This window comes from Micromonospora sp. SCSIO 07396 (assembly GCF_053667945.1).
The window spans coordinates 1,577,670-1,593,951 of the sequence record NZ_CM132210.1 but is presented as its reverse complement, the minus strand read 5'-3'; the positions used below and the strand labels follow the sequence as shown (position 1 = coordinate 1,593,951).

At 70.8% G+C, this 16,282-nt stretch carries 15 protein-coding genes and 1 pseudogene; 7 read left to right on the top strand and 9 right to left on the bottom strand.

Features of this window, described 5'->3' with window-relative positions; translation table 11 throughout:
- Positions 1–3: 3 nt before the first annotated feature.
- Complete coding sequence (eccCa, locus tag ACWCHM_RS07090) at positions 4–4,032, top strand: type VII secretion protein EccCa (protein ID WP_454221789.1); 4,029 nt, start codon at positions 4–6, stop codon at positions 4,030–4,032.
- A gap of 190 nt (positions 4,033–4,222) precedes the next feature.
- Here the strand turns inward: eccCa and ACWCHM_RS07085 are convergent, their stop codons facing one another.
- On the bottom strand, positions 4,223–4,855 hold the full coding sequence (locus tag ACWCHM_RS07085) for a TetR/AcrR family transcriptional regulator (RefSeq protein ID WP_454221788.1): 633 nt from the start codon (positions 4,853–4,855) through the stop codon (positions 4,223–4,225).
- A 77-nt stretch (positions 4,856–4,932) separates the two neighbouring features.
- Here ACWCHM_RS07085 and ACWCHM_RS07080 point away from each other — a divergent pair.
- From ACWCHM_RS07080 to ACWCHM_RS07070, 3 genes and pseudogenes are all read left to right on the top strand, one after another.
- A pseudogene (locus ACWCHM_RS07080) lies at positions 4,933–5,136 on the top strand (antibiotic acetyltransferase); the annotation flags it as partial.
- A 53-nt stretch (positions 5,137–5,189) separates the two neighbouring features.
- Complete coding sequence (locus tag ACWCHM_RS07075) at positions 5,190–6,083, top strand: Vgb family protein (protein ID WP_454221787.1); 894 nt, start codon at positions 5,190–5,192, stop codon at positions 6,081–6,083.
- Between the two features lie 165 nt (positions 6,084–6,248).
- Positions 6,249–6,761 carry an O-acetyl-ADP-ribose deacetylase gene (locus ACWCHM_RS07070; protein WP_454221786.1) on the top strand — a complete coding sequence of 171 codons (513 nt, stop codon included), beginning with the start codon at positions 6,249–6,251 and terminating at the stop codon, positions 6,759–6,761.
- A 394-nt stretch (positions 6,762–7,155) separates the two neighbouring features.
- On the opposite strand, the gene ACWCHM_RS07065 is transcribed toward ACWCHM_RS07070, so the two are convergent.
- From ACWCHM_RS07065 to ACWCHM_RS07050, 4 genes are all read right to left on the bottom strand, one after another.
- A complete protein-coding gene (locus ACWCHM_RS07065) occupies positions 7,156–7,731 on the bottom strand; it encodes a hypothetical protein (protein ID WP_454221785.1) in 576 nt (191 codons plus the stop codon).
- Positions 7,732–8,167: 436 nt separating this feature from the next.
- Positions 8,168–8,296, bottom strand: coding sequence for a hypothetical protein (locus ACWCHM_RS07060; RefSeq protein ID WP_454221784.1), 129 nt, complete (start codon positions 8,294–8,296; stop codon positions 8,168–8,170).
- Between the two features lie 58 nt (positions 8,297–8,354).
- The gene (locus tag ACWCHM_RS07055) at positions 8,355–8,522 is read right to left on the bottom strand and encodes a transposase (RefSeq protein ID WP_454223036.1); all 168 of its coding nucleotides are present in this window, start codon (positions 8,520–8,522) and stop codon (positions 8,355–8,357) included.
- Entirely contained in the window at positions 8,522–8,815 is a 294-nt protein-coding gene (locus ACWCHM_RS07050; RefSeq protein WP_454221783.1) for a transposase, read from the bottom strand. The genes ACWCHM_RS07055 and ACWCHM_RS07050 overlap by 1 nt, the downstream gene beginning before the upstream one ends.
- A gap of 197 nt (positions 8,816–9,012) precedes the next feature.
- Between ACWCHM_RS07050 and ACWCHM_RS07045 the strand changes: the two genes are divergently transcribed.
- Positions 9,013–10,128 carry an alkene reductase gene (locus tag ACWCHM_RS07045; protein WP_454221782.1) on the top strand — a complete coding sequence of 372 codons (1,116 nt, stop codon included), beginning with the start codon at positions 9,013–9,015 and terminating at the stop codon, positions 10,126–10,128.
- Entirely contained in the window at positions 10,098–10,394 is a 297-nt protein-coding gene (locus ACWCHM_RS07040) for an antibiotic biosynthesis monooxygenase family protein (RefSeq protein WP_421487941.1), read from the top strand. The genes ACWCHM_RS07045 and ACWCHM_RS07040 overlap by 31 nt, the downstream gene beginning before the upstream one ends.
- 63 nt (positions 10,395–10,457) lie before the next feature.
- On the opposite strand, the gene ACWCHM_RS07035 is transcribed toward ACWCHM_RS07040, so the two are convergent.
- Both ACWCHM_RS07035 and ACWCHM_RS07030 read right to left on the bottom strand, forming a co-directional pair.
- On the bottom strand, positions 10,458–11,246 hold the full coding sequence (locus ACWCHM_RS07035) for an SDR family NAD(P)-dependent oxidoreductase (protein WP_421487940.1): 789 nt from the start codon (positions 11,244–11,246) through the stop codon (positions 10,458–10,460).
- A 28-nt stretch (positions 11,247–11,274) separates the two neighbouring features.
- Positions 11,275–12,168, bottom strand: a complete 894-nt coding sequence (locus ACWCHM_RS07030) for a zinc-binding dehydrogenase (protein WP_421487939.1) — start codon at positions 12,166–12,168, stop codon at positions 11,275–11,277.
- 213 nt (positions 12,169–12,381) lie between these two features.
- Between ACWCHM_RS07030 and ACWCHM_RS07025 the strand changes: the two genes are divergently transcribed.
- Positions 12,382–13,833, top strand: coding sequence for an AfsR/SARP family transcriptional regulator (locus ACWCHM_RS07025; RefSeq protein ID WP_454221781.1), 1,452 nt, complete (start codon positions 12,382–12,384; stop codon positions 13,831–13,833).
- On the opposite strand, the gene ACWCHM_RS07020 is transcribed toward ACWCHM_RS07025, so the two are convergent.
- Positions 13,718–15,307 carry an FAD-dependent oxidoreductase gene (locus ACWCHM_RS07020; RefSeq protein WP_454221780.1) on the bottom strand — a complete coding sequence of 530 codons (1,590 nt, stop codon included), beginning with the start codon at positions 15,305–15,307 and terminating at the stop codon, positions 13,718–13,720. The genes ACWCHM_RS07025 and ACWCHM_RS07020 overlap by 116 nt on opposite strands.
- A complete protein-coding gene (locus ACWCHM_RS07015) occupies positions 15,304–16,281 on the bottom strand; it encodes a quinone oxidoreductase family protein (protein WP_454221779.1) in 978 nt (325 codons plus the stop codon). The genes ACWCHM_RS07020 and ACWCHM_RS07015 overlap by 4 nt, the downstream gene beginning before the upstream one ends.
- Between the last annotated feature and the right edge of the window lies 1 nt (position 16,282).

Sequence of the window (16,282 nt, the reverse complement as noted above, 5' to 3'; positions counted from 1 at the left end):
GCGATGACGCAACGGGTGATCCACCGGCCGGCTCGGGTTCCGCCACCGGAGCCGGATCCGACCGCGCTCGACGTGGTCTCACCACCGGGCATGCCCGACGGTGGCGGCGGGTTCGCCGGCGTCATGCAGGTCTTCCTCCCGATCATGGGTGGCGCCGGCATGTTGCTCATGATGATGGCCAACCAGAACCCGATCATGATGATCGCCGGCCTCGGCATGCTGATCGCCACGGTGTTCGGGGGGATCGCCGCCTACGTCACCCAGCGCACCGGCACGGCCCGCCGGTTCACCCGGCAACGGCAGCGGTACCTGGAGTACATCGACGGCGTACGCGATCAGATCCGGGCGGACGCGGCGGCCCAGCGGGTCGCCGCCCGGCACCGCCACCCCGCTCCGGAGGTGCTTCCCGACCTGCTCCGCGACCCGCACCGGCGGTGGGAACGGCGGCTGGCCGACCCGGATTTCCTCGTGCTGCGGGTCGGGCGCGGGCAGGACCGCCTCTGGCGGCGGGTCACCCTCCAGGCCGACGAGCACAACCCGCTCGTCGAGTTGGATCCGGTCACCCTCGCCGCCGCCCGGCTGGTGGTGGACCGGGACCGGCTGCTCGACGACATGCCGGTCGCGGTGCCGGTCACCGGTGTGGTCTCGGTGGTCGGCAGCCCGGCCGACACCCGCAACCTGGTCCGCGCGTTGGTGGCGCAACTGGTCACCCTGCACGCCCCGGACGACGTACGGCTGGCCTGGTTGCTCGGTGGCACCGCCGGGCCGGAGTTCGACTGGCTCAAGTGGTTTCCGCACTGCCTGCACCCGAGCGAGTACGACGGCCCGGCCCCGCAACGGCTGGTCGCCGCAGAGCCTGCGGCCCTGGCGTCGCTGCTGGCCGCCGAGCTGTCCCGGCGCGTCGGTGAGGTCAACCGGGCCCGCCGCCTCGGCGATCCGCACCACCGGTTCCGGGGCGGCCGGCTGGTCGTGGTGGTCGACCAGGTCTCCGCCGGACGCGTCGACCCGCTCGGTCACCTCGACGCCGGCCTGCACCCCGACGACCTGGGCATGGCGGTGGTGGTGCTGGTCGAGGAGCAGCAGTTCGAGCCGTCCGCCGTGGACGTCCGGGTGCGCTGTGTGGGCGATCAGGTCACCGTGGAGGATCTGCGGAAGGTCACCGACACCCGGGCCGAGGAGATCCTGGACCGGCGGAGGCGGTCGAGTGGCGCACCGGCCGGCACGGTGGACCGGATCGGCCTGTCGGAGATCGAGTCGCTGGCCCGGCAGGTGTCGCCGCTGCGACTGGTCGCCGACACCACGAACGACACCCCGCTGGAGGCCACCGTCGACCTGCGGGGCCTGCTCGGCATCGTCGACGAGGCGACCTACGACGTGGCAGCGCTGTGGGCACCCCGGCTGCTGCCGGACTTCCTCACCGTCCCGTTCGGGGTGGGGCCGGACGGCAGCCCGGCGTACCTGGACATCAAGGAGGCCGCGCTCGGCGGGATGGGCCCACACGGACTCTGCGTCGGGGCGACCGGCTCAGGCAAGTCCGAGGTGCTGCGGACACTGGTGCTCACCCTGGCGATGACCCATCCGCCCGAGCGGCTGAGCCTGGTCCTCGTCGACTACAAGGGGGGTGCCACCTTCGCCGGGCTGGAACACCTGCCGCACACCTCGGCGATGATCTCGAACCTCTCCGACGACGCCGGGCTGGTCGACCGGCTGCACGACGCGATCCAGGGCGAGATGAAACGCCGGCAGCAGATCCTGCTCGACGCCGGGCAACTGGCCAACATCACCGAGTACAACAGGCGGCGCGACGCGGGCCGTCCGCTGCCGCCGCTACCCAACCTGATGGTGATCATCGACGAGTTCAGCGAGCTGCTGACCGCCAAACCGGACTTCATCGAGCTGTTCATCGCCATCGGCCGGATCGGCCGGTCGATCGGGGTCCACCAGTTGCTCGCCTCACAACGGTTGGAGGAGGGCCGGCTGCGCGGGCTGGAGTCGTTCCTGTCCTACCGGTTGGGGCTGCGCACCTTCAACGAGCAGGAGAGCAGGACCGTGCTGGGGGTGCCCGACGCGTACCGGTTGCCGTCGCTGCCCGGTTCCGGCTATCTGAAGGTCGACACCACGGTCTTCGAGCGGTTCAAGGCGGCGTACGTCTCCGACACGTACCGGCCGCCGGCCGGCGAGGAGGTGGTCGACGCCGCGCCCGACCCGGTGGTCTTCCTGATGTACAACGTGGCCCGGCACCTGCCGAAACCGTTGGTCCCCGACGAGCCGCACCCGGACTCCGAGAGCGTGACCGCACCGAGCACGCTGGACGTGGTGGTCGGCCGGCTCCGTGAGCACGGGCGGCAGGCACACCGGATCTGGTTGCCGCCGCTGCCCGCCGCGCTGCCGCTGGACGCGGTCACCGGCCCGCTGGAGACCGATCCGGCGTACGGGCTGGTGGCCCCGGTCCAGCGGCGCGGACGGCTACGGATCCCGGTCGGCCTGCTCGACCGGCCCACCGAGCAGAAGCAGGAGCCGTTCGTCCTGGACCTCTCCGGTAGCGGAGGGCACGTCTGCGTGCTCGGTGCGCCCCAGACCGGCAAGTCGACTTTCCTGCGCAGCCTGGTGGCCGGTGCCGCGCTGACCCACACCCCGCAGGACATCGCGTTCTACTGCATCGACGTGGGCGGTGGGGCGTTGAACGCGCTGGCCGGGCTGCCCCACGTCGGCGGGGTGGCCGGTCGGCTGGAGCCGGACCGGATCCGCCGGACGGTCTCCGAGGTCGGCATGCTGATGACCGAGCGAGAGGAGCTCTTCGCCGCCCGGGGGATCGACTCGATCGACACCATGCGGCGGATGCACCGGGAGGGTCGGCTGCCCGAGTTGCCGGCCGCCGACGTCGTACTGGTGATCGACAACTATCCGGTGCTGAAAACCGAGTTCGAGGATCTGGCCGACCTGGTGCAGGACATCGGTGCGCGGGGTCTCGGCTACGCCGTGCACCTGGTGTTGACCGCGGGGCGCTGGGCGGATCTGCGGATGCAGCTCCAGGCGGTGATCGGCTCCAAGATCGAGTTCAGGTTGAACGATCCGCTGGACTCGACGATCAAGCGGCAGGCGGCCGAGAACCTGCGGGCCGACACCCCGGGTCGCTGCCTGACCCAGGACGCGCTGATGGCTCATGTGGCGTTGCCGCGCATCGACGGCATCGACGACGTCGGCACGCTGCCGAAGGGCCTGGACGATCTGGTCTCCCGGGTGGCCGCGGCCTGGACCGGGCCGCCCGCCCCGGCCATCCGGATGCTGCCCACCATGGTCGGGTACGCCGAGGTGGCCGCCGGGCCGCCACCCGAGGGGCGGATCCGGCTCGGGCTCGACGAGGCCGAGCTGCGCCCCACCATGCTCGACCTGTTCGGCACCGACCAGCACCTGCTCGTCTTCGGCGACGCGGCCAGCGGCAAGACCTCCCTGCTCCGGCTGCTGGTGCGGGACCTGACCGCGCAGTTCACCGATGACCAGGTCGTCTTCGCGGTCATCGACCTGCGCCGGACGATGCTGGACGTCGTACCCGAGCCCTATCGCGGTGCCTATGCGGGCACCGCGAGCGCCGCTCAGGGGTTGGTCCACGGCGTTGCCGAGGAGATCCGCCGGCGGCTGCCCCCGGACACGCTGACCGTCGAGCAGTTGCGGGCCCGCTCCTGGTGGTCCGGGCCGGAGGTCGTGGTGTTGTGCGACGACTACGACCTGCTCCCCGGCGGCGGGGCCGGGCCGCTGGCCCCGTTTCTGGACTTCCTGCCGCAGTCCCGCGACCTCGGCTTCCACCTGGTGCTGGCGCGGCGAAGCGGAGGTGCCGGCCGGGCGATCCACGAGCCGGTGCCGCAACGAATGAAGGAAGTCGGCTGCGCGGGACTGCTACTTTCGGGTGAACGGCAGGAGGGCCAACTCTGGCCGCAGACCCACCTCTCCGTCCAACCTCCGGGCCGAGGGCGGCTGATGCGTCGCGGCCGTCGCCCCACGCTCGTTCAGCTGGCGTACGTCGAACCGAGCTGAGCCTCGATCCACCGATGAACACCAGGTCGGCGGGCCCCTGAGCCCTCTGGACTGGAGGGACAGGAGTCACGAGCTTCCAGCTTCTCGTCGGCGGTCGCGGCGGGCAGGTCGATGGGACACCGGCCTCCCGCAGCGCCCGTGACCTGCCCGTCACGATGACAATGGCTCAAGCGTTCGGGGTGGCGTTGTGCTATAGGTCGGCGAAGGCGCCCGCGCGGGCGGCGGTGGTCGCACTACGGGCGACACGGTGGGGAAGGTCCGCGTCCGTCGCCGCCCGCAGGAGTACGAGCTCGTGGTACAGCGGGGCGGTGGTGGCGATGAGCAGTCGGCGCGTATCGGTGCCCGGCGGAATCTCACCGCGCTCGACGGCGCGTCGGGTGATGTCGGCGCAGCGGTCGTACCGGCCAGCCCAGAAGGCGCTCAGGGCCTGGGCGGCCCGCTCGGACCGGAAGGACGCGGTGATCAGCGCGATGGTCACCGGGTCGGTGGTCAGTGCGGTGTAGACCTCACGGTTGACCCCGACCAGGTCACCTTCGAGCGATCCCGTGTCGGGTGGACGCCAGGCGTCGGCACCCGCCTCGTTGAGGACGTCGGCGAGCAGGCCACCGACGTCCCGCCAGCGCCGGTAGACCGTCGTGCGGTGGACACCCGAGCGTTCGGCGATCACCTCGATGCTCAGGGAGTCGTAGCCGTGCTGGACCAACTGGGCGAGCGCGGCGTCGAGGACGCGGCGGCGGACCGCCGCGCTGCGTCCGCCGGGTCGGCGCGCGGGGCCGGTGATCGTCCCGTCGGATTGATCGCTTGTCGGTGGTGGCGACGCCATGCCAGGATGTTATCGCTACAACCGTAGCCTTAACGAGTGAGGTTCTCCGTGACACCGACCCGACGGCTCCTCACCCGGTGGCGACGCAGCCGCGTGTGGTGTTTCTCAAGCCGCCGGTCACCTCCCCCAGGATCGTCGTCGGGAAATACACGTACTACGACGATCCCGACGACCCGACCGGCTTCGAGCAGCGCAACGTGCTCTACCACCTCGGGCCGGAACAGCTGGTCATCGGCAGGTTCTGTGCCATCACGGCGGGAACCCGGTTCCTGATGGCCGGCACACCCGCCGAGATCGGACGCATCGCCGTCGACAACGAACTGGAGCGAACCCCGTGACATCCGTCGTCATCCAGGAACACCCGGTGGCCGACGCCGGCAGCGGCCTGTACGGCGTCACCACCGGACCCGACGGCGCCCTGTGGTTCACCCTCGCCCACAGCGGCCAGGTCGGACGTCTGGTCCCGGGCGAGGCACCCACCACCTACCTCGTCGACCCCGCCGGGCAGCCCACGATCATCGTCCCCGGCCCCGACGGCGCGCTGTGGTTCACCGAGTCCCGGGCCCACCGGATCAGCCGGATCACCACCGACGGCGAGACCACCCACTTCGCCGTACCCAGCCGCGACGGTGGACCGTACGGCATCGCGTCCGGACCCGACGGTGCCCTGTGGTTCACCGAGATGAACGCCGACCGCATCGGCCGGATCACCACCGACGGTGCGGTCACCGAGTTCCCGCTCCCGGTCACCGGCGCCTACCCGTCGGCCATCACCGCCGGCGTCGACGACGCCATGTGGTTCACGATGAACCAGGCGAACGCGATCGGCCGGATCGGCACCGACGGCACCGTCACCACGTTTCCGCTGCCCACGGAGGCCGCCGCCCCGGTAGGGATCATCGCCGGCCCCGACGCAGCCGTCTGGTTCGTCGAGATCACCGCCGGCCAGATCGGGCGGATCACCCCCGACGGCACGATCGACGAGTTCGCGCTACCCGACCGCGCCGGCCGCCCCCACGCCATCACCACCAGCGGCAGCGGCGCCCTGTGGTTCACCGAGTGGGCAGGCAACCGGGTCGGCTCCATCACCACCGACGGGACGATCGAAGTCCATGACCTGCCCACGCCGCACTGCGAGCCGCACGGCATCACCCGCGGACCCGACGGCGCCCTGTGGGCGGCCCTGGAGAACGGCATCCTGGCCCGCATCGACACCACAGGTCGGTGAGGGCGGGCGGGCCGCGTGCTGGTGCTTCCGCGTCTGCCGTGGGCCGGGCACTCGGCAGCGTCACCACCGGACGCTGACCGACGGGTGGCCACGGGCCGGCGGGTGGTTGACGCAGCAGGCGCGGTCGTGACGACGTGGTCGTCCGATGTGTGCCAGGATTCCGCTGTGGCGACGATCGAAGTGGTGCTGGGCGACATCACGCGGGAGGACGTGGACGTCATCGTCACGGCCGCGAACGAGTCGCTGCTGGGTGGCGGTGGTGTCGACGGGGCGGTCCACCGCGCCGCCGGTCCCCGGCTGGCCAGGGCAGGAGGCGCGATCGGCCCCTGCCCGCCGGGTGACGCGATGCCGACGCCGGCGTTCGACCTCGACCCGCCGGTACGACACGTCATCCACACGGTCGGGCCGGTCTGGGAGGGCGGCGGCCACGGCGAGGACGAGATCCTGGCCTCCTGCTACCGCAGGAGCCTGCAGGTCGCCGACGAACTCGACGCCCGGACCGTGGCGTTTCCCGCGATCGCCACCGGTGTGTACGGCTTCCCGGCCGAGCGGGCGGCACGGATCGCCGTGGCGACGCTCAGATCCACACCGACGAACGTGCACCGGATACGACTCGTCGCCTTCGACGACGACACCCGGGACCACCTGCACGCCGCACTGACCGCCACAGCCGACTGACCGGCCGGGGCGTCTCGCCATCGCGGCTGCGCCGGCGGCACGTGGCGTTCGTTCCATTGGCGCAGCTCTTCCTGAGCGATGTTCTCCGCAACGGCGACGACGTGCCGGTCAGACGCCAGGGTCCCGCTCGACGGCGTACGTGATCGGATCGTCTCCCGATCGCGTACGCCGTCGTCTCGCCGGGTGGTGACTACGGCAGCAGGACGATTTTGCCACCGGGCCGCCCGGAGCAGCTGAGGTCGGCGGCCTCCCGGACGGCATTGAGGGTGAAGGTGCGGGCACCACCGCCGGGGGGGCCGTACCGGACGCCAACCCGGCTCCGTCCGTAGGCCGTTTATCGGGTTGGGTGTCGCTGCGACCATGCATCTGGCCGCAGCGACACCCAACTCCGCTTCTATCCCTTGACGGTGACCTGGTGGTTTCCACAGGCAGCGATCAACCTGGGAACTGCGGCAGCCAGGTTGAACTGCCGGAAGTCCGCTGTTGCCGGCGAAGCGCGAGGATTCTGCACCCGCTGTACCGCGCCCGCCGCGAAGACCCCCGCAGACTTCAGATCCTCATGAGTGGAACGCTGAAACAGCTCCCCCACCCGCTGCACCTCATCGTCGGGAACAACCTCACCCCGCGCGGCCCGCACCACGAACCCCGCCGAGCGACACGCGGTCACCCCTGGATCCTCATCCTTCCGGTCAACGAACTGCCAGTATGCCGCCGCGCCACCGCCACCCAGAGCGAGCAGAACAAGGAACACCACCAACAGGCCGACCCACCGGCGTCGCCTCGGCACCTTGGCGGCGGACTCCGCCACGGAGGGGTCGTCAGTCACACGAACGTCCTTTCTGCACTCACAACGACAAGGGCGGCAGGTTACCACCCTGGTTGGGCTGAACTCCTCGATCAAGCCAATGCCGCGGCCCCTGCCGGCGCCAACCTCGACGACGCCCAGGAAATTCGTCTGCCGCTCCTCCATCACCTGCGGCTATACCGCCTTCACCGGCGAGCGCGACACCGCGCGAAATTCACCTTCCGGTAATCAAGGCGTGATGGCCAGAGCGTCCGAGGTGAGTCCGTCGCCGATCTCCCGGGCCAGGACGTTCCCCGCCGTCGCAACCCGGCTGAGCTCAGCGCGGAAATCGGCGCGCATCTAGAAGGCTTCTCCGTATGCTCGCTGCTGCTCCGGCGGAACCACGGGGATGGCGAGCCGCCGGATGTCGATTCGCAAGGACGCCTCAACCGGCAGCCGGTCACCAGTAGCACCCGGTCACTCGCGGTCAACTCACACCACTCCCGCACCGCCGCCGACAAATGAGCATGGCCGGTCACCGTGAAGACGCGTTGCCGATCCGCGCGGACCACCACGAGACCGGCACCTTCATGGATGTGGGCCTGTGGTGTGATCGAGGTTGTCAGATGACGATCCGGTCGCCGTAGGCGAGGATCAGGGCGTTGAGGGCCTTGGCCCAACCGTAGACCCGGCCGGTGATACTCCCGCCGCCCTTATGTTTCTGCTGGACGACGAGGTAGCGGACCTTCATCGCGGCCTGCTCGGTCGGGAAGTGCCCCGCCTGCGGGCGGCCCGCCGGAACCGGGCGTTCAGGCTCTCGATGATGTTGGTGGTGTAGTGAGGTAGTCGGCCCACTGCTTGGCACCCTCCCCGCCGGTCCCGGCCCACATACCGAGCACGTCGCGTCCCCCGTCGAGGCTGATACCGACAACGACATAGACGGGCCGGTTCGCGACCTGCCCCTGGCGGATCTTCATCACCAGGGCGTCGATGAACCCATCAAGGCGGCGGGCATGCTGGGGCACGATCCGGGGCGTGAACGACCCGGCCCGACCTCGGTCTGCACCGTCTTCGCCCCATGCCCGTTACGCACATTGGCCCGCCGACCCGACTCCTCGTCGACACCGGCCTCCTCCAGATGGGCATCCAGTTCGGCGTCGAGTGCTGACTCCAGGACGGTGCGGGTGATCCCCGCGAGAAGACCACCCGGCCCGACCAATGACACTCCGTCGGCCTTGGCCCGCTCAACCAGGTGCGGCGCGAACTCCACCTCCGCCGCCCGTCGGCTGCGGAAGCTGAACCGCCTTCTTCCTGTCTGCCATGACGCGGTCCTTCCTGGACAGGATCAACGTCCGGTCCAACGGACCACACCCAGGTCAAACACGGAAATCTACGCATTCCCGTTCCCAGATCACGCCTTCAGCAGGCCTCCACGGGTTCTCGACCGGGCCTGGTGACCATCGAAGTATGCCGACACTTTTCGAGCCGGTTCAGCTGGGTCGCCTGCGGCTACCCAGCCGGATCGTGATGGCGCCGATGGGCCGAGGGCGAGCCGATCAGCGCGGGACGCCACTGCCCTACGTGGCCGAGTACTACGCCCAGCGGGCTGCGGCCGGCCTCATCATCAGCGAGGCCACCAGTCCGGCTCCGCGCGCGGCAGGTCACGCGTACGGGGTGCAATGGCATTCCACTGCGGACACCGAGGCCTGGACCGCGGTGTCCGCGGCCGTGCAGGCAGCCGGCGGACGGATGGTGCTGCAGATCATGCACGCCGGGCGGATCGGTCATCCCGGCCTCTACGGTCACCAGCCGCTGGCGCCGTCCCCGGTGGCCGCTGCCGGCATGGCCCGGACATACGACGGTCCGCGTCCGTATCCAGTGCCCAGAGAGATGTCGTCGGCCGACATCACGGACGCGATCGAGGACGTCGTCCGGTGCGCCCGTGCGGCGATCGCGGCCGGCTTCGAGGGCGTCGAGCTGCACGGCGCCAACGGGTACCTGGTCCACCAATTCCTCTCCGCCGCGGTGAATCGCCGCACCGACGGTTACGGCGGCCCCCCGCACCACCGGGTACGGTTCGCGGTGGAGCTGCTGGAGGCGGTTGCCGCCGCGATCGGCGCGGACCGGGTCGGCCTACGGCTGTCCCCCGGGTTCGGTCTCAACGACATGAGCGAGCCCGATGCCGAGGTCGTCTACCCGGCACTGCTCGACGCGCTGCGGCCTGCCGATCCGGCCTACCTGCACCTGGTCCATGGCTCCGATCCGGCCCTGGTCCAGGCGGTCCGGGCGGGGTGGGCCGGACCGATCATCGTGAACCCGGGCACGGGCGACCTCGATCCGGGTGCCACCGCGAGCGTCGTGGCGGACGCGCTGACCGCCGGGTTCGACGCGGTCTCCTTCGGCAAGCAGTTCCTCGCGAACCCCGACCTGCCGCGCCGCCTGGCCGACGGCGCAGGCCTGAACCGGCCCGACCCGACGACCTTCTACCAGGGCGGCCGGCAGGGCTACCTCGACTACCCCACTGCCGACATCACGCAAGGAGAGGCGACGCCATGGTCGTTTTCGTCAACAAACTCACGCTGATCGGTGCCGCGGAGGACCTGGAGAGTCGCTACGCCAAGGTCGCCGAGTACATGCGAACCCGCCCCGGTCTGGTGAGTTACGTCTTAAGCCGCTCCCAGAAGGACCCGTCGACCTACTACAACATCGCCGAGTGGACGGACGAGGAGTCCTTCCGCAAGGCGCTGGAGGAGCCGGAGTTCCGCAGCCGGCTGGACCGGCTGACGGGCATCATCAAGGGTGAACCGCACCTGACCGAACCCGTCCTGCGCTACGACGCGACCAACTGACTGCACACGCGGCGGCCGCCCAGGCTCTTCCCCGGGTGGCCGCCGCGTGTGGTCGGTCGATGATCAGTAGTTGCCCAGACCGCCGCAGACGTTGACGGCCTGGGCGGTCATCGAGGCAGCCGTATCGGTGACCAGGTAACCGACCAACCCGGCGACCTCCTCCGGCGTCGAGTAGCGCCCGAGCGGGATCTTCGCCTGGAACCGCTCGAGCACCGCATCCTCGGTGACACCCCAGTGCGCGGCGTACCCCTGGCGTACCCGAACCGCCATCGGCGTCTCCACATAGCCCGGGCACACCGCGTTGACGGTGATCCCGCTACCGGCCAACTCGAACCCGAGCGCCTTGGTGAACCCGACCACGCCGTGCTTGGCGGCGGTGTACGGAGCGGCGAGCGCAACGCCCTGCTTTCCGGCGGTGGAGGCGATGTTGATGATGCGGCCCCAGCCCTGCTCCCGGACGCCACCGGCCCGGAGCACTTCGCGGGTCACCCGGAAGGTGGCGGTGAGGTTGGTAGCGAGCACGTCGTCCCAGAGCGCGTCGTCCAGGTCGGCCGTGACTCCGCCGCCGGATCGGCCGGCGTTGTTGACCAGCACGGTAATCGGTCCGAAACGGTCCACCGCGGCGGCGACGAGCCGGGTGACGTCGTCGGTGGATCGGACGTCGGCTACGGTGCCGTCGACGTCCAAGCCACGGCCGCGAAGCTTGTCGGTGATCGTGGCGATCTGCTCGGCATCGCGGGCGCAGAAGAAGGTCGCGCGGCCGCTCTCGGCCAGGCTCTCGACCACGGCCAGGCCGATACCGCTCGTGCCGCCGGTGACCAGGGCCGCGCCGTGGGTCGTCGATTCCGTCATCGTGGTGTCCTCTCTCGGGGGAATGACCTCACAGGCCGAGTACGACCCGACCGGTGACCTGGCGCTTCAGCAGTGCCTCAATGGCGGAGTCGGCGTCCACCCAGTCGGCTCGCAGCCCGACGTGCGGTCGTAGACGGCCGTCGGCGACGAGGCCGAACAGCGTTGCCAGGTCCCGGGCAGCGGGGCGACGCTCGATCTCGTCGAGCAGGAAGAGGTGCTCCAGGCGTACGCCCGCGCGGGCGTGCCCCCAGTCCGGTGGCAGGACCAGGTCGGCTCGGACGGTGTTGCCGAAGACCACCGCCACGCCACCCGTGCGCAGCTTGACGAACGCGTCGCGGAAGACGGTCCCGCCGACGCTGTCGATGACCACATCGACCGCCTCGTCGGGCGGCGCCGCGTAACCCGCGTGGATCCGGTGGCCCCGCTCGATCAGGTGCCGGCCGCGATCCGGTGATCCGGTCCATCCCAGTGCTTTCGCCCCGGCTGCGGCGGCCAGATCGGCCACGAATCCGCCGACACCACCGCTGGCACCGGTGACCAGTACCGAGCGGCCGAGCAGCCACCCGACCCGCTGCAGGGCGTACAGCGCCGTGAGGCCGGCCACCGGTACCGCCGCCGCGATGGCCGGCTCGATACCGTCGGGCAGTGCCGCTATGCGGTCGGTGCGTACGGCGCAGAACTGGGCCCAGCCGGTCGAGGCCGCCAGTCCGGCGACGGGCGTGCCGGCCGGCGGGCCGGTGCCGTCAGCAGCCGCCTGGACGACCGTGCCGGCGACGTCCAGACCAAGCTGCGCTCCCGGTGGGCACCGGGCGGCGAGCAGCAGGTCCGCCCGGTTGACCGCGACGGCCTGGACCTCGATCAGCGCTTCGCCGGGAGCTGGGCGCGGGTCGGGTAGAGATTCCAGACGGATTCCGTGGGACACGTCCGTGGACGTAACGAATGCCTTCACGAGGTCCTCCCTTTCGGTCCCTTCGTACCGGCGGCTCCTGGAGGCCCGGTGGAGAACGGCCAGTGAGACCGGCATCACGGCCGACCGCTTGCCAGGCTCGGATCGACGCGGGCAGGATGAATTGGCAACACAAAGGGCGATCGCGATACAACTTTGCGCAACCGACTGTCCAAGGGGGAGGACTCGGTGATCGATTTTCGCCTTCTCGGCGCATTGGACGTCACGATCGACGGAGTCCGGATGCCGGTACGCGCCCCGAAGCAACGCGCACTGCTGGTGACCCTGTTGTTGCGGGCCAATGACGAGGTGCCGATGGACGAGCTCTACTGGCGCTTGTGGGATCACCGGCCACCGGCAGCGCCGGCGGCGGCGCTCCATGTCCACGTCGCACGGCTGCGAGCGGTGCTCGGCGACCGTAACGGAACGGCCGAGCGACCAGGCTGGCCCCGGGTTCGCTCGCTTGGCGGTGGATACCTGCTGCAGACTCCGCCCGAGTCCGTGGATCTGTTCCGGTTCCGCGGCGCTTCCCAGGAAGCCCTGCTTGCCCGGCAGGCCGGCGATGCGCCAGGCGAGTTGACGCACATTCGGGCAGCCCTCGATGAGTGGCGCGACGACCCTCCAGCGGGATCGGCGATCGCCTCCCTCGCCGCCGTTCCCTCGCTCGCCGCCGAAGCCGGTCCGGCACTGCTTGAGGAACGGTTGCGGCTGCTCGAGCGGCGGTTCGAGCTCGAGGGAGATCCGCCGGGCGAGCTCGTGCCGCGTCTGCGCGCTCTGGTCGCCCTGCACCCGACGCGCGAGCGGCCATGGGCCCTGCTCGTGTCCGCACTGCGTCGCGCCGGCGACCGCGGGGCGGCGATGGCCGCGTACGAGGAGGCTACCGCGACTCTCCGGACCCGGCTGGGCCTGGCACCGGGGCCGGAGCTCGCCGCCGAGTACCGGCGGATCACCGGCGACCGCTGGCACTCGCGGACCGATGTGCCCGCACCGGCCGCCCACCGGACCCTGCGCGGCGATGGCTGGGCCACGGTCATCGATGCCCTGACCAGTCGGCACGACGGCACCGCGCTGCCGCTGGTCTGCCTGGCCGGCCCGTCCGGAAAGGAGCGGACTGCGGATCTCGTCGCGTTGGCCCGCCATCTCCGCGAGGAGTTTCCGGACGGCCAGTGGTACGTGCGGCTGGCCGGCCCCGACGGGCAGCCCCGCGATCCGGGCCCGTTGCTGGCCCGGCTGTTGCGGCTGTCCGGTGCGGCGCCCGACGCCATTCCGGTGGGCAGACGGCACCTGGTCAACGCCTATCGGGCCCGGCTCAGCGACCGGCGCGTGCTCCTCCTCTTGGACGACGCCCGGGACGCCGAGCAGGTACGCGACCTGCTACCGGGCACCTCCCGGTGTGCGGTGGTCATCGTCGGCGACGACATACGCCCCGAACTGGTGGCACTGCACGGCGCTCGGTCGATCGACCCGGACGGTAGCGTCGGAACCGGGCCGTGCCAACGCGACCGCCAGCGGCGTCATTCGTTGCTCATCGTCGCAGGACAGCCCGCAGAACCTCCTCCAGCCGAGCACCTGGATCATCCACCAGGTCAGGTGTCCGCCATGCCACGAAGCGGTCGGGTCGCACCAGTGAGGCGCCGGTGAGCCCGACTCCGTAACGGGCCGGGAATTCCTCGGCCGTGATGCTGTGCACCGTGAGGGGAACGCCGAGACGCTCGGCGGCACGGATCGCTGGTGCGGCCCAGTCTTCGCCCGCCGGGCCGGTCAGCAGCACGAAGCCGGCGCCGAACAGCGCTGTCGTCGACGACGCGACGCCCTCCGGGGTGGTCAGCGGTAGGTAGGGAGCCCGCGACCCGGGCCGTCCCGTCGCCGAGGCAGGGTCTTCCACCAGGGCACCGTCCTCGCCGGGTTCCGTCAGCACCGCTCCTGAGGGGTAGCGGTAGCCGAAGGCCAGCATCGTGGGCGGCAGTGGTTGGGGTACGTCGTCGTCGCGCAGTTCCGGCGCCACCCGCTCGACGAGGTTGGCGAACTGCTGCTCGACCAGCAGCCGGGCGTACGGTCGACGTTCGGTCTCGAAGGTGCGCAGGAGCTGGGGGCCTGCCCAGTCCTGTAGCACGGCGGCGAGCCGCCAGCCCAGGTAGAGCCCGTCCAGGATCGCGGTGTTGCCGCCCAGCCCGCCGGTCGGCGGCATCACGTGGGCGGCGTCCCCGGCCAGTAGTATCCGGTCGACCTGGAACCGTTTCGCGACTCCGCAGGCGATCGACGTCTCACCGGACTCGACGATATCCAGCGGTACGTCGTCGCTGAGTCCCAGGTCCGCGGCGATCTGCCGGACGATCCCGTTCGGGGAGCGGTACCAGCCTTCGGGAAGCTCGGGCGCCAGGTGGCGGAAGTAGCCGTACAGTCCGGGAACCTCGGTGTTGAACAGTACGGCGCGGCCGATGTGGAACGCCGCGAAGCGGGAGCTGTCAGCAGCCCCCGGGGTATGCGCGAGTGGCTCGCTGAGGTCCGCCTTGAACAACACCCGCAGGACCTGGCCGACCACTCCCCTACCCTGCAGTGGAATGCCGAGCGCCTCGCGGACCGGGCTGCGCCAACCGTCCGCGGCCACCACGTATCGCGCCCGGATCCGATACCGCCTGCCGGTGTCCGCCTCCTCGACGTGCGCGGTGACACCATCAGCGTCCTGGGCGAGACCGATCAGCCTGGTGCCGAAGCGCAACTCGGCGCCAAGTTCGTGCGCGCGCTCGGCCAATGCTTGCTCCGCGCCGGACTGGCTCGCCGTGCACCACTCCTCCGGGGACACGTGCCGCATGGTCAGTTCCCTGCCGCTGACCAGCGTACGCACGACGGGCCCGGCGAGCCGGGGCGCAAGGACCATGCTGAACTCGCTGCGGTCCGGGCGGCTCAGCTCGTGGATCCGCTCGGCCACGCCTGCGATGCGCAACGCCTCCATGGTGTGCGGGTACTGCCCGGTCGCCTTGACTGCGGTGGAGGTGCCGGGGCGGCGCTCCACCACCAGCGGACTGACGCCGTGCAGGCCCGCGAAGATCGCCGTGCTCAGCCCAGCCGGCCCGGCCCCGACCACCAGGAGGGGCCGATGCTCGATGGCGGTCACGGGACGAGCACCACGCGGCCGAGCTGACGACGGTCCTCGATGAGCCGGTGCGCCCGGGCCGCCTCCTCCAGGGGGAGGACCGTGTGCACGGCGACCCGCAACCGGCCGTCGCGAACCAGCTCGGTCAGCTCCCGCTGGTTGCGGGCCGCTTCCTGCGGTGCGGCGGCGAGCCAGGCGTCGAGGGCCGTACCGACGACGGTCCGCAGGCCGAGCAGATCGGTCAGCGTGACCCGACCGGCCTCGCCCGCGGCCCCCGCGAATCCGTAGTAGACGAGCCGGCCGAACGGTTTGAGCAAAGCGAGGCTCGGCGACAGGACCGCGCCTTCCACGCTGTCGAGGACCACATCGATGCCGGCACCGCCGGTCGCCGCACGGACCCGGTCGGGCCAGTCCGGCTGCGAGTAGTCCACCACCGCGTCGGCGCCGTGATCGCGGACGAAATCCGCCTTGGCCGGCGAGCCCACGCCACCGATCACGAGTCCCGCCCCACGCAGCCGGGCCAGCTGGGTGACGAGGTGACCGATCGCCCCGGCGGCGGCGTGCACCAGCACCGTCTCGCCGCGAGCGAGCCGGCCGACGCTCAGCACGCTCGCGGCGACCTGGGCCGTCGAGGCGAGAGCGGTGGCGACCGGTGCCGGAATATCGTCCGGCACCGGCACCGCCTGGGTGTCACCGACCAGCACCAGATCGGCGTACGCGTCGGTCACGCCCCAGGCGGCCAGCCGGTCACCGACGGCGAAGCGGTGGGCGCCGGGCCCGGCTGCGACGACCCGGCCGACCACGTCACCGTGCGGCGCCCGGGGCACCGGGGACGGGAAGGGCGCCGTACCGGAGCGCAGCTGGGTCTCGATGAAGTTGACCCCGACCGCCTCGACCTGGACCAGGAGCTGACCGTCGCCGGGCACCGGTTCCGGTGCCTTGTCGACGGTCAGCACCTCCGGACCACCGTGCTCGTAGTAACGGATGACACGCATG

What these genes read in the sequence shown, in the direction of transcription:
- eccCa (WP_454221789.1), top strand. Translation starts at nt 4, where the DNA reads ATGACGCAACGGGTGATCCACCGGCCGGCTCGGGTTCCGCCACCGGAG.
- ACWCHM_RS07085 (WP_454221788.1), bottom strand. Translation starts at nt 4,855, where the DNA reads ATGGCGTCGCCACCACCGACAAGCGATCAATCCGACGGGACGATCACC.
- ACWCHM_RS07065 (WP_454221785.1), bottom strand. Translation starts at nt 7,731, where the DNA reads ATGGAGGAGCGGCAGACGAATTTCCTGGGCGTCGTCGAGGTTGGCGCC.
- ACWCHM_RS07060 (WP_454221784.1), bottom strand. Translation starts at nt 8,296, where the DNA reads ATGAAGGTCCGCTACCTCGTCGTCCAGCAGAAACATAAGGGCGGCGGG.
- ACWCHM_RS07055 (WP_454223036.1), bottom strand. Translation starts at nt 8,522, where the DNA reads ATGAAGATCCGCCAGGGGCAGGTCGCGAACCGGCCCGTCTATGTCGTT.
- ACWCHM_RS07045 (WP_454221782.1), top strand. Translation starts at nt 9,013, where the DNA reads ATGCCGACACTTTTCGAGCCGGTTCAGCTGGGTCGCCTGCGGCTACCC.
- ACWCHM_RS07040 (WP_421487941.1), top strand. Translation starts at nt 10,098, where the DNA reads ATGGTCGTTTTCGTCAACAAACTCACGCTGATCGGTGCCGCGGAGGAC.
- ACWCHM_RS07035 (WP_421487940.1), bottom strand. Translation starts at nt 11,246, where the DNA reads ATGACGGAATCGACGACCCACGGCGCGGCCCTGGTCACCGGCGGCACG.
- ACWCHM_RS07015 (WP_454221779.1), bottom strand. Translation starts at nt 16,281, where the DNA reads ATGCGTGTCATCCGTTACTACGAGCACGGTGGTCCGGAGGTGCTGACC.